This window comes from Paenibacillus sp. ACRRY, assembly GCF_022346995.1.
Taxonomy (GTDB): Bacteria; Bacillota; Bacilli; order Paenibacillales; family Paenibacillaceae; genus Paenibacillus.
Genome location: NZ_JAKRNM010000001.1, coordinates 2,037,008 through 2,051,212, shown reverse-complemented (window position 1 = coordinate 2,051,212; position 14,205 = coordinate 2,037,008). Strand labels below are relative to the sequence as shown.

The 14,205-nt window shown below is 49.4% G+C and carries 8 protein-coding genes; all 8 read left to right on the top strand.

All coding sequences use genetic code 11. The features are described 5' to 3' along the window. Window positions 1–16 precede the first annotated feature (16 nt). The 8 genes from MH144_RS08740 to MH144_RS08705 all read left to right on the top strand — a co-directional run bounded on the left by MH144_RS08740 (window position 17) and on the right by MH144_RS08705 (window position 14,064). On the top strand, window positions 17–901 hold the full coding sequence (locus tag MH144_RS08740) for an ABC transporter permease (protein ID WP_221192575.1): 885 nt from the start codon (window positions 17–19) through the stop codon (window positions 899–901). Between the two features lie 17 nt (window positions 902–918). Continuing rightward, a complete protein-coding gene (locus tag MH144_RS08735) occupies window positions 919–1,818 on the top strand; it encodes a carbohydrate ABC transporter permease (RefSeq protein ID WP_239299105.1) in 900 nt (299 codons plus the stop codon). Between the two features lie 64 nt (window positions 1,819–1,882). Beyond that, window positions 1,883–3,529, top strand: a complete 1,647-nt coding sequence (locus MH144_RS08730; RefSeq protein ID WP_183521069.1) for an extracellular solute-binding protein — start codon at window positions 1,883–1,885, stop codon at window positions 3,527–3,529. 83 nt (window positions 3,530–3,612) lie between these two features. Next, complete coding sequence (locus MH144_RS08725; RefSeq protein WP_239299103.1) at window positions 3,613–5,376, top strand: alpha-1,3-galactosidase-related protein; 1,764 nt, start codon at window positions 3,613–3,615, stop codon at window positions 5,374–5,376. Window positions 5,377–5,391: 15 nt separating this feature from the next. Beyond that, window positions 5,392–7,776 carry a glycoside hydrolase family 95 protein gene (locus MH144_RS08720; protein WP_239299101.1) on the top strand — a complete coding sequence of 795 codons (2,385 nt, stop codon included), beginning with the start codon at window positions 5,392–5,394 and terminating at the stop codon, window positions 7,774–7,776. A gap of 149 nt (window positions 7,777–7,925) precedes the next feature. After that, on the top strand, window positions 7,926–9,977 hold the full coding sequence (locus MH144_RS08715; protein ID WP_343226036.1) for an alpha-galactosidase: 2,052 nt from the start codon (window positions 7,926–7,928) through the stop codon (window positions 9,975–9,977). Window positions 9,978–10,094: 117 nt separating this feature from the next. Continuing rightward, window positions 10,095–12,425: a glycoside hydrolase family 95 protein gene (locus MH144_RS08710; RefSeq protein WP_239299099.1), complete on the top strand. Its 2,331-nt coding sequence runs from the start codon at window positions 10,095–10,097 to the stop codon at window positions 12,423–12,425. 97 nt (window positions 12,426–12,522) lie between these two features. Further along, entirely contained in the window at window positions 12,523–14,064 is a 1,542-nt protein-coding gene (locus MH144_RS08705; RefSeq protein WP_239299098.1) for a response regulator, read from the top strand. Window positions 14,065–14,205 lie beyond the last annotated feature (141 nt).

Sequence of the window (14,205 nt, the reverse complement as noted above, 5' to 3'; positions counted from 1 at the left end):
CAACGCCCGCAAGAAAATGAGGAAGCACTGGCAATTGCACCTGCTGGTCATTCCGCCCTTGCTGTTTTTTCTTATTTTCAAGTATTACCCAATGATTAATGCGGTCCTTGCCTTTAAGGACTATAACGTCATTAAAGGCATTTGGGGAAGTCCCTGGGTGGGGCTGCAAAACTTCCGTCTGTTCTTCGAAAATCCGTTATTTTGGACACTGGTGAAGAACACGATTATATTGAGCGGATATTTGCTGCTGGCGGGGTTCCCGATTCCAATCATCCTAGCACTTATGATTAATGAGGTGCGGAGCACGAAGTTTAAAAAGTTCGTACAGCTCGTATCGTTCGCACCTTATTTCATCTCGACAGTCGTGATGGTATCCATTATCATGCTGTTTCTGGCACCGCGGCTTGGCTTTGCCAACATTGCCCTGAATTTTTTCGGGCTTGAATCGGTCAATTTCCTCGGCGAACCCGGGATGTTCCGATCCATCTATGTCTGGTCGGATATATGGCAAACAGCGGGATACAGTGCAGTGATCTATTTGGCCGCTCTCGCCGGAATTGATCCGACGCTGTACGAAGCAGCCAAAGTCGATGGAGCTTCACGGTTTCAAAAGATCAGACACGTCGACCTCCCGGGCCTTGTGCCGACCATTGTGATTATTTTGATTCTCAATGTAGGGAATGTCATGGCCATTGGCTTCGAGAAGGTCTATCTGCTGCAAAATCCGCTTAACCTAGCCAACTCTGAAATCATTGCAACCTATGTTTACAGCATCGGCCTATTGAATGCCAACTATAGCTTTGCGACCGCGGTCGGACTTTTCAACTCGCTGATTAATCTCGTTTTATTGGTTACCGTGAACGGTTTGGCGAAACGAGTGACCAACAATAGTATCTGGTAGGAGAGGAGGGTCCTCAAGTGGCAGCAACGGCACCAAAAAGGATTAGGGAATCTGCCGCCGACAGAGCGTTCCTGATCACGATCTATATTGTGCTCAGTCTCGTTGTACTGGCGGTGATCTATCCTCTGATTTTTATTATCAGCAGCTCGTTAAGCAGCCCAGCAGCCGTTACTTCAGGCCGCGTATGGCTGTGGCCCGTAGATATTTCATTCAGTGGTTACAAGGCATTATTTAACACTCCCGAGATATTAACAGGGTACGGTAATTCCATCTTTTATACGGTGGTAGGTACGATGATCAGTGTGGTCCTGACCATCATGATTGCCTATCCGCTATCCCGCAGAAGCTTTTTTGGCCGGAATGCCTTAATGATGATTATCACCTTTACGATGATTTTCAGCGGCGGGTTAATTCCGACGTATATGGTTGTGAAGCAGCTTCATCTGATCGACACGCGCTGGGCGCTGCTAATTCCTAATGCCATTTGGGTATGGCAAGTCATCATTGCCCGTTCCTTCTTCAAATCCTCCATTCCCGAGGAATTGCTGGAAGCCAGCGAGATGGACGGCTGCAGTGACATGCGCTTCATCTGGAGTATCGTTCTCCCTCTATCCAAGCCCATTATCGCTGTGCTGGTACTCATGTATGCGGTTGGGCAGTGGAACGCTTATTTTGATGCTCTTATTTATCTTAAATCGGCTGATCTGTTCCCGTTACAGCTCATTCTGCGCAGCATTATTATTCAGAACAACAGTGCAGGAGCGATGGATGCGGCGAAAATGGTGGAGAGACAGCAGCTTGCCGAGCTGTTAAAATATTCCTTGATTGTGGTGGCTACATTGCCTGTGCTGGTGATCTATCCGTTTGTACAGCGTCATTTTGTACAGGGAATGTTGGTTGGCTCCATTAAGGGATAATTCACAGCTTGGGATTGGAGAATCATTTTCTTCACCGGTAAATTACTATAGGGAGTGATCCATTTTGAAGAAAAGCCTGACAATCATACTCATGCTGCTTATGGCGTTCACAATTGTAATGAGCGGATGCTCGAGTGATAACTCGTCAAGCCCTGAATCAGGAGAGCCGGCTGCAGGAGACGGCCCGGTGAACATCAGTGTATTTTCCGTACAGGAATCGGGGATCGATATCCCGACCAACAAATTCACCAAATTCGTGGAAGACAAGTTCAACATCAAATTCAACTGGCAGATCAATCCGTCGGACGGAGCCAAGGAGAAGCGCCAGATCTCGCTGGCAAGTGGCGACTATCCCGATGCCTACCTGCTTACTCATTACATTGACCAATTCTCACAGGCAGATCTTTTGAAATATGGCAAACAGGGCGTCCTCTTGCCGCTCAACGATCTGATTGATCAATATGCCCCCAACATCAAAGCAGCGATGGAAAGTAACTCAAATTTGAAAACGCTTAACACAGCGCCGGATGGCAATATTTATGGCCTTGTTGCCTATACGGAATGTTTCCACTGCTCCTATCCGAGCAAGATGTGGATGAATACGGAGTGGCTCAAAAAGCTCAATCTGGAGATGCCAACCACGACGGAGGAATTCAAAAATGTGCTGCAGGCCTTCAAAACGCAGGACCCGAACGGAAATGGAAAAGCCGATGAAGTACCTCTTAGCGGTTCCATCGAGGAATTTGGTGTGCGCATCATTCCATTCCTCATGAATGCCTTTGTATACGATGATGACCGCAACTACCTGCAAATGGCTGGAGGAAAGGTTCAATCCGCAGCCATTACGCCGGAGTGGAAGGAAGGATTGACCTATATCAAATCGTTGTACGATGCAGGTCTCATTGATCCAGGAGCTTTTACACAGAACGCTGAAGCCTTTAAGAAAATTGGGGAAAATGCAGATGCGGAAATTCTCGGCGTCGGTGCAGGAATGCACCCCGCAATCTTCGTAAACATTGATCCTGGCAATACACGCTCGGCACACTATAATCCTGTACCTCCAATTTCCGGACCGGGAGGTGTATCGTACGCAACGCATGATGGGGGCGGCGTATCCCCGGGAGCCAAATTCGTCATCACCAACAAGGCAAGTGAAGAAGCGCAGATCGCTTTAATCAAAATGGTGGACTATATGTTCACTGCCGAAGGTCAAACGAACGGGGGTAGTGGTCTGAAAGGAATCGATTGGACCGATCCGGGAGAAGGCGACGTGGCACTGGGCAAGGATTCCAAGCCGATGGTTAAACAAATTCCGATGGCTGAGGGAGAGGCGCCGCGCAATGCGGGCTGGAGCGGAATGGCTCATTTCTATATGCCTAAGGAGTATCGGGACACCTTTGTTCAAGGCACGGATATCTATGCCTCCGACGGTTATGAGCGCAGACTGTATGATGCTACGCTGCTGTACGAAGGACATGAGCCAGAAGAGCTGTTCCCGATCTGGTCCGTATGGATTGATCCTTCCGAAATTGATGAAGCAAGCTTGCTGCAAACCAATATCCGAAACTACATTGAGCAGAACCAGCTTCAATTCATTACAGGCAACAAGGATCTGAACAAGGATTGGGATGCCTATGTTAAAGGTCTGGAAAACCTGAAGCTGGACCGTTATCTCGAAATTTTGCAAAAGGCCTACGAAGCGTCCAAATAGCAGGTGGAGATTCGAAAATCAGGTGCCTGAGTTGGGCAAGGCACCTGATTTTTGTTGCATCCACAGCATAAGGATGATGAGAATTGTCTTCGTTCAATGATCCTCACAAGAAAGGGTGGATAACCATTCATCGGTTGAAACAAGGTGCAGAGGCTGCACCTGTGATCATACGATTAACGGATTACGGGGCTCAGCCGGATTCGGAGCAGGATACGCAGCCTGCAATGACTCGTGCCATTCAGGCAGCTTCTCAAATATCCGGACCAGTGGTGCTGGACTGTGCTCAAGGGAGGTATCATTTTTATCCGCATGAGGCCATTCAGGCTCCTTATTACATCTCAAATACGGCCAGTGAGGAAGAGAACCCGGATATCACCAAGACGATTGGCCTACGGATGAAAGGTCTGGATGGACTGAAACTGGAAGGCAACGACTCATTGTTTATTTTCCACGGGAAGCAGACGATGCTGGTTCTGGACGGTTGCACCAATGTGGAGATCTGCAATCTGCGTACGGACTATGACCGGCCAACGGTGACCGAGATGACGATTGTAGAGAAGGGAAGCAGCTATTTCAACGCCAGAGTTCATCCGGATTCCCGTTATGAGATCCTTAACGGACAACTGGCCTGGGTCGGAGAGGGTTGGAGCTTTATGAACGGGCCGATGCAGACCTATGATCCCTTGCGCAATATAACATGGAGAATGGACAACTGGCTGGAGCGGGCGAAAAATGTTGAGGAGATCGAGCCGAGGCTGCTTCGTTTTCATTTTGATTTCTCCCCTGATGTTGACGTTGGTCATGTCCTGCAAAACCGGGATGGGCTTCGTGAACAGGTGGGTGTACTTATCACCGAATGCTCATCGGTCACCTTTGCCAATGTCGGTCTGCATTTCCTGCATGGACTTGGTGTTGTGGGCCAATTCAGTCGTAATCTTATTTTTCGCCGAATGAATATGACTCCTCGTACCGAAACCCGAAGAACGGTTGCCGGCTTCGCCGATTTTCTTCACCTGTCCAGCTGCGGAGGCAAGGTCGTGGTAGAGGACAGTCGTTTTATAGGTTCACACGATGATTCCATTAATGTGCATGGTACCTATCTTCGTATCATTGAGCGAATGGGGGAGAATTCCGTGAAAGTCCGTTTCATGCATCCCCAGACGTATGGTATTCCTGCGTTTTACCCAGAGGACGAGATCGAGTTTGTTCGTGCTGGCTCTCTTACCACCTATGCAGCGAACCAAGTGGTGGGAGTCAAATGTCTGACTGCGCGCGAATTAATATTGACCCTGGCACATGGGATTCCGGAAGATATAGGCAGCCAGGATGTGATTGAGAACATCACCTGGACACCTGAGGTAGAGATTGTGAATAACTATTTTGCCAGGGTCCCGACTCGGGGCATTCTGGTAACCACCCGGCGTAAAGTATGGATTGTGAACAATGTGTTCGAGCGGATGCACATGAGTGCTATTTTGATCGCGGCGGATGCCAAGTCATGGTATGAGTCGGGGAGGGTAGAAGATGTGACCATCAGAGGCAATCGTTTCATTGAATGCGGGAGCCAGGAATACCCGGTTATCTCCATTGCGCCCGAAAACGAAGAGATCGATGAGGGTTTACCTGTTCACAAGCAGGTGATTATTCAGAACAATCAATTCGAAACGAGCAGCAGCGTTACGCTCTTGTGTGCCAAGAGTACCTCCGGACTGGTATTCACATCGAACGAAATCGTTCGTCTTGACGGAGGGGATCAGCTGTCCTGCATTGAAGACTTCGTCCATTTCACAGCTTGCACTGAAGCTGATGTTCAAGGCAATACAGTCAGTGACCATGCTAAAACGTAATGAGGGAGAGAACTTATGAAACTTCAATATGACAAACCCGCCAGTGTATGGACCGAGGGGCTTCCCATTGGTAATGGCCGTCTCGGCGGCATGATTTTTGGAGGAGTAGAGCAGGAGAAAATCGGTCTGAACGAGGACACTTTATGGTCTGGCTATCCTACGGACGGTAATAATCCCAATGCGAAGGAGGTTTTACCCAAGGTCCGCAAGCTAATACAGGAGAGACGCTATCAGGAGGCAGACACGCTGACGAGAGAGATGCAGGGACCCTATACGCAATCCTATTTGCCCTTCGGAGAATTGCTTCTTCGTTTTGAGCACGGGGGCATTCATCATTCTTACAAACGGACGCTGGATATAGAACAGGCACTGCACAGCGTTGAATACCAGGTTGGGAACGTTACCTACAAGCGTGAGATGTTTGCTTCGAATCCCCATCAGATGATTGTGCTGCGTCTGACCGCAAGTGTAAAGGGAAAACTCCATGTGCATGCCGCCCTGGACAGCCCGCTTCGGCACACGTTTCACGTAAAGGAAGATCGCTTCGTACTATCAGGTACTGCTCCGGACCATGTGGATCCCAGCTATGTCGCAAGCGATAATCCCATTAGATACGGTGAACCGGGAGCCGGGAAGGGCATGGTTTTTGAAGGACAGCTGGCCGTGACAGCGGAGGATGGACAGGTGATTGTGGATAGTCAAGGCATTCATCTGTTGGGGGCAACGGCTGCTACCTTCTATTTCAGTGCAGCTACAAGTTTTAATGGCTATGACAACATGCCTGATGAGAAAGAGAAAATTGCTTCAGTCATCGCTGGTTCATTCCTGAACGTAGCGACTGCCCAGCCATATACAAGTCTGCGTGACGCCCATATCTCGGATTATCGCTCCCTGTTTGACAGAGTGAAACTGCAGCTCGGTACGCCGCTCGCCCCGGATGGCATGTCTACAAGCCAGCGGATTACGACCTATGCGGCAGAAGATCCGGGACTTGTGGAACTGCTCTTTCATTATGGACGCTACTTGCTGATCTCCAGTTCACGCCCTGGTACGCAAGCTGCCAATCTACAGGGAATATGGAATGCACTTACCCGCCCGCCATGGAGCAGCAATTATACATTGAACATTAACACGGAGATGAACTATTGGCCTGCTGAAGTTTGTAACTTGCCGGAGTGCCATATGCCTCTGCTGGATATGATCGGTAATCTGGCAGAGAAAGGTGCTAAGACTGCACAAGTTAACTATGGTACCCGCGGCTGGACCGCTCATCACAACTCGGATCTATGGGCGCATACAGCCCCGGTTGGAAATTACGGAGGTGGGGATCCAAGCTGGGCGTACTGGCCAATGGGTGGCGTATGGCTGACTCAGCATTTATGGGAGCATTATGCCTTTAACAGAGACGAAGCGTATTTAAGGACAACGGCCTATCCGATCATGAAGAAGGCTGCACTCTTTGCTCTGGATTGGCTTATTGACGATGGAAGTGGAAATTTAACTACAGCTCCATCTACTTCTCCGGAGCATAAATTTCGCACAGTGGAAGGTATAGCAGCGGTCAGCTCGGGTTCAACGATGGATATTTCCTTGATCTGGGAGTTGTTCACCAATTGCATGGAAGCAGCGGAACGACTTGGAACAGACATGGAGTTTAGGAAGGAGCTGGAGAGTGCCCGAGAACGCCTGCAGCCGCTGCAAGTCGGTAAGTATGGTCAACTTCAGGAATGGTCGGAAGATTTCGAAGATGAGGATACATACCACCGGCATACGTCGCACCTTGTAGGTGTATATCCTGGACGACAGTTATCCGAGGAGGAAACACCGGAATGGTTTGCCGCGGCAAGAACTTCACTGGAGCGACGCGGAGACGAAAGTACAGGCTGGAGCCTGGGCTGGCGTGTTGCTCTCTGGAGTCGGTTCCGGGATGGTAACCGTTCCTTGCGACTGCTCTCCAACATGCTTCGTCTGGTTAAGGACGGGGACACGGAGCAATACAACCACGGGGGAGTATACGCCAATCTGCTTGGCGCGCATCCGCCATTTCAGATTGACGGCAATTTCGCCGCATCCGCCGGCATTGCCGAGATGTTAGTGCAGTCTCACCTTTCATATCTTGAATTGCTTCCGGCCCTGCCGGATTCGTGGCAGAAGGGCTACGTTTCCGGGCTGCGTGCCCGAGGGGGTTTTGAAGTTAGCATCCGGTGGGATATGGGACAGCTCGCCGAAGCACAGATCACTTCCATGCTGGGTGCGGATTGTGTACTTCGCAGTGATGTTCCGCTAATCGTAATTTCAAACGGTACTCAATTGGACACGATCCGTATCAATGCCTCTACACTGAGATTTCCGACATCAGCTGGACAGACGTACAGTATTGCAGTGGAGGGTAACCAGTAAAAATCTTGCCAGGAAGTGTGTTAAATCGCGATATGGATCGGAAGATCGGTGCATGGATTACGGTCTGTCCTGTCTTTATAATGAGGGCAGACTTGGGGGAGGGGATGACCACTCTGCCAACCAACCATGTAACATGGAGGAGGCATATGATGCTAACGAACGATACAGCCGTTGAAGTACAGCAGAATGACACACAAATCCAAGTGAGCAACGGGCAGGTAAGCTTGGGGATTAATCTTGAAAATGGTGAGGCTTCGTGCAATGACAATTGCTCTTGTCTTGTTAACCATTTCCGCAGCGCTTTTCGCTGGCAAGGTCGGGAATATAGCACGGAACACTACGAGAGACATGAGTTGAAAAGCAAAGAAGCCATTGCTCGGGAGGGATTCGGCAAAGGAGTGCACTTGGTGATCCTGCACAAGTCGTCCATGCTCCCCAAATTAGAACAGCATTTCTATGTATACGAGTCTGTACCCTTTGTGTTAGTACAGAGCACAATCGAAAGTGATGAAGAGATCAAGGTCAATCGCTTCGCGGTCGTTCAATCCAAACAGGTATCGCTTAACGCAGGAAATCAACAGGAAGAGATCAGCATCCTAAGGGTCCCTTTCGATAATGATAAATGGGTTCGATACACGGTTGTCAAACCTCCAGTGGATGTCGAAAGCTATGAAGCTGCAGCCGTGTTCGAGCCGGATAGCCGCCGGGGAATGATTCTGGGTTCACTCACACATAAGGTATGGAAAACGGGGATCCGGTTTAAAAGTGAGAAGAGCGGCCACCTCGAAGAACTGGATCTCTATGGCGGAGCTGTCAGTGAGCTGACCCGTGACTCCCAGCCGCATGGATATGTGAAAGGAAAAATCATTGAATCCCCACTCGCATTCATCGGATTTTACGAAGATTATAGAGATGGTCTCGAAGCATACGGCCGTGCCAACACCTGGATGGAGGCTCCACTGCCATGGCAAGGCGGAGTTCCGGTCGGTTGGAACAGCTGGTCAGCAGCGATGAGCAAACTCGATTATGACTTGTATACGTCGACCAGTGATTTTTTGAAGAAGGAAGTGCAGTCTCTGGGTTTCCAGAACGAAGAGACCTTATACATTAACTTTGATGCCTTCTGGGATAACTTTACACCTGAAGAGATGAAAGATGCGCTGGACCGAGTACGGCAAAACGGACACAGGGCGGGTACCTATTGGACGCCATTTACGTTCTGGGGAAGCCCGCAGCAGTTCAGCCAAGTCGTGGAAGGGACGGATGGTCAATATACCTATGGGGATATTCTGCTGAGAGACATGGAAGGCGAGATTTTGCCCGATGTAGACGGCGGTTTGGCTATAGACCCGACACATCCCGGAAATCTGCTGAGAATGGACTGGTTTGCGAACAAATTCATCTCGGAAGGATTCGAGTATATTAAGCTGGACTTCCTTGCCCATGGTGCCCTCGAAGGGCAGCATTACGACTCCGAGATCACAACAGGGATTTCAGCTTATCGCCACGGCATGTTTTATTTACAGCAAAAGCTCTCACCAGAGGCCATTGGCCGCCCGTTCTTCATCAACCTATCCATTGCGCCGATCTTTCCGTACTCCTTCGCTCACAGTCGCCGCATCTCCTGCGATGTCTTCGGTACGCTTCAGGATACGGAATACCTATTAAACTCATTGACCCATGGATGGTGGATGAACAATACGCTGTACCGCTACAATGATCCGGATCATTCTGTCCTGTATAAGAGCTTCAACCAGGAAGCAACTGGCTGGCACGAAGGAAGAAGCCGCCTGACCGCTTCGGTGATTGCAGGTACGGTATTGCTGCTCGGAGATGATTTCCGTCAGGCGGAGGCTGCGGAGCGGGCAAAAGATTGGCTTGCGAACAAAGAAATCATGAGCATCGTCCGGCTCGGCCGAACTTTCCGTCCCCTGGAAGGAGATTGCGGGAAGCAGGCTTCAGACGTATTTGTACTGGAATCGGCTGCCGAAAAGAGTTTTTATTTGGCTGTTTTTAATTTTGATGCTGCGAATGCTGCACGTAGAACGGTTTCCCTGGAGCGAGCCGGACTGGATGCAAGTACTGTGTACAGTTATCAGGACTTATGGGAAGGGGGACAAGGGGAGACCAGTGGCCATATGAGCGTTACGCTGGAACCAGCAGAGTCCAAAATTTTCAGATTAACGGTTAAAAGAAGCTGATAATCTGCAACAACCTAATAACAGGCGCGCTTTTGTTGGACACAGACAGCGCGCTTTATTTTGTTTTCGGCGATAGTAGATTCAGATGATAATCCCATTTGAACAGGAGGGCGTGAGATGGACGATTTTACATTGTGGTACTCCACCCCAGCATTGAATTGGAATCAAGGTTTGCCGCTTGGGAACGGAAGAGTGGGTGCTGTGGTCATGGCTGCACCGCATCAAGAAGTGTGGAGCATGAGTGAGGTCACCTACTGGTCTGGTCAAGCAGATCCAGAGCCGGCTCTTGCAGGAGGGAAGAGGGCGCTGGAGGAGATACGGCGTCAGTTCTATTCGGGCAATTATGATGAGGGAGATCGTCTGGCGAAGCAATATTTGCAGCCCGACAAGCAGAATTTTGGCACCAATCTGGGGTTGTGCAAGGTTGTCATACAATTTGCGGAGCATAGCCCTGACAGAACGCTAGAGGGAAGCTTCCGGCGTGAGCTAGATTTAAATCTTGCACTGGCCAAGGCTGCCTGGAGGAACAAGGATACAACCGTGTATCGTGAGGTTTTTGCATCACATGCTGACGACCTGGTTGTCTCCAGAGTTTGGAGTGATCGCTCTGGGGGCGTATCCTTTTCGCTTCGTCTGGAGGGAGAGACGGGATCGTTCCGCAGCACAATAATGGATGACTGTACATTGAAGTTTGAGGGCCAGGCTACCGAGAATGTTCACAGCAACGGCAGCTGCGGTGTATCGGCCGAAGGGTATGTGAAGGTTGTTGTAGCTGGTGGTACGGTTACGGGGAGTGACGGAAGATTGACCGTCCAGGGAGCGGATGAGGCCTCCATTTACTTTGTTGTCGGCACCGATTATCGCGAAAAGGGACCGGAGTGGAAGCAGGAGAGCCGCGTAATACTCGATAAGGCACTAGGCAAAGGATATTCCTTTTTGCGAGCGGACCACATCGAGGATTACGCAGAGCAGTATAACAAGGTCGACATTCAGCTTGGGACTGCAAGCAAAAGTGATCTGACGACAGATCAGCGCATCCGGTTGCTGGCTGGAGGTGGGGATGACGATCCCCAGCTTTTTGCGCTATTTCTGCAATATGGACGGTATCTGACCATTGCCGGTTCGCGTGTCAATTCTCCGCTGCCTCTTCATCTTCAGGGAATATGGAATGATGGAGAAGCATGCCGTATGGGCTGGAGCTGTGATTATCACCTGGATATCAATACCCAGATGAATTATTATCCGGCAGAGATTACGAACCTGGGAGACAGCCATCTTCCGCTCATGAGGTACGTTGAAGACCTGGTAGCAGCCGGAAAGTCAACGGCACGTAACTTATATGGCAGTGAAGGCTGGGTTGCGCATGTCTTTTCTAACGTCTGGGGATTCACACTCCCCGGCTGGGATACATCTTGGGGGTTGAATGTTACCGGAGGACTGTGGCTCGCCACACATTTGATGGAGCACTATGAATATAGCCAGGACCGTGCTTTTCTGGAAAGTACAGCGTATCCTGTGCTCAAAGAAGCCGCAGCTTTCTATTTGGACTATATGGACATTCATCCCGAATATGGCTGGTTGGTGACGGGTCCATCCAATTCTCCGGAGAATCATTTCTATCCGGGTACCGCTGGCGGTGCTGTGCACCAGCTCTCCATGGGAACGACATTAGACCAGATTCTGGTGCGTGAGCTGTTTGAATTTTGCCTGAAGTCGATTGAACTACTGGAGAGGGACCAGGATTTCGGTGAACAACTGAGAGAAGCTGTTAATATGCTGCCACCGCTGCAGATTGGGAAGAAAGGACAGCTTCAGGAATGGCTGGAGGACTATGAGGAAGCACAGCCGGAGCATCGGCATCTCTCACATCTATTCGCCCTGTATCCGGGGCATCAGATCACGCCAGAGCGGACACCTGAGCTTAGTGCGGCAGCAAGAGTGACGATGCAAAACCGGATGCTGCAAGAGGAACTGGAGGATGTAGAATTTACGGCTGCCCTGTTTGGACTCGGTTTTGCGAGGCTTCATGATGGAGAAATGGCCTACAAACATGTCTCGCACCTGATAAGTGGACTGTGCTTCGATAATCTGTTTACGTATTCCAAGTCAGGCATTGCCGGTGCAGAAACCAATATTTTCGTCATTGACGGAAATTTCGGTGGAACAGCGGTTATTGCGGAGATGCTGCTGCAAAGTTACGCAGGCGAAATTCATCTCTTGCCAGCACTGCCGCAGGCTTGGAGTAAAGGGAAGGTAACTGGGCTAAGAACCAAGGGCAATGCCGAAGTAGATGCAGCTTGGGAGGATGGAGAGCTAACGTCCGCTACAATCCGTACTTTTACGTCTGGCACGTACACCGTATGCAGAGGAGAGCGGAAAACGACTTTTCATGCCGAAGCAGGAGGAAGTTACACATTTAATCGTGAGCTGAACTTGATCAATCAATGATTCATGCAAATAAGCAATTGAATCATAACCATCTGGTCGAATGGGGAAGAAAACATATAATAGAGACAGAGACAGCTTAACAAGGGAGGGGACTTCAATGTACAGTATTTTTCTCGTAGACGACGAAGAGCTCGGGCTTGGGATGATGAGGGATTACATTCGCTGGGAAGAGATGGGGATCTACATTATTGGAACGGCGAGCAACGGCAGAGAGGCCTTGGAGAAAATCGAGGCCCTTCAGCCTGATATTGTACTTACCGATGTGCAGATGCCCATTATGAACGGGATTGACCTGGCTCGAAAAATACATGAGTTGTATGATTCCATTCAAGTGATGTTCCTGACGGGACATGATGAATTCCATTATGTGAAATCGGCGCTTCATGTCGGAGCGGTCGGATATTTGCTTAAACCGCTTGATTTGAATGAAATTGAAAGCGTTATTTCGAAAGTGAAACAGCGCTGTGAAGAAGTTGCAATCAAGAAACGTTCCACAGAGGCTGCTAAAGCTACGATTCTAAAGGAACTGTCCTATGAAAAAGACACGACTCGTGCTGCGGAGCTGGCATCCGATTATAGCAGGTTGACCCGTCTGCCCGTGACATCACGGTATGCCTTGGCCTTGTTCAGCATCGATCCCATTGAAGCAGAAGAAGAGCAGCAGAGTCTGGAAGAATGCACCACCCGGCTGGTGGCTTATCTGAATTACTATTTCCAGGCGAAGAATCTGAGAGCTACCTTTGTTGATTACAAGGAAGGCGAGACAGGACTATTTATGGAAGCAGACCAACAGCCAGGGCATTACGCCTGGGAGGACTTGGCAGTGGCAATGCGAAGTGCACTCGATTTTACGGTGACTGCAGCGGTAGGCGCCGAAGCTGCCGAATTGTCTAGTCTCCACGGCTCATATGAGCAAATGCGTGTGATATTGAACGAACGTTTCTACGAAGGAACCGGAACGATGATCCATGCAGAAGCCGTATCGAATCAATTGTACAGCGAGCATATGCCGCCTTTTGAGAAGAAGGAATGGTTTGAGGCCATACATCAACTGGATTTTGAGTGGGCGGCACAGAAGCTGCATCAATATATTGAAGCCCTGGCTGCCATGCGAATCAAGAAGAAGATGATATGTGACTGGTTTATCGATCTCGTCGATGAATTGCTGGAACAGGTGCAGGAGCCCTTTTCGAAGGGGGTTCAACGAGCCGAGCTATACCACTCCATTTATAATGCATCGACGTTGCATGAGATAGAGGGCTTGATTCTGGATACGGCAGGTCATGCCGTGAATCTGCTGGGTGAGCGATTTATGGACAAAAATGAAAAACTGATTCATAAGGTGCGAACCCTCATTGATCAAAATTACAATCATCCTGTTACGATTAACAGCCTGTCTGAGCAGGTTTATCTGTCGCCGAACTATTTGAGGTCCATTTTCAAGGATAAGACAGGCATGACCATTCATGATTATTTGACGCGTATCCGGCTTGGCAAAGCAAGGGAGATGCTGGCGGATGGCTCGCTCAAGGTTCATGATATTGCTCAGAGAGTAGGTTACGAGAGCACGTCCTACTTCATATCCCTTTTTCTTAAAAATGAAGGAGTTACACCGAATGAATACAGGAAAACGATCTGAACATTTGAAATCATCGGATTGTTTTTGCAAAAGAGAGAAATTCAAATATGAATCGTAACATTGCGATATGGATCATTCCTGTCGCTCTTTTTACAATTAGGCATGTAACGAATAACCAGCCCTTATTACACTGGAAGCACA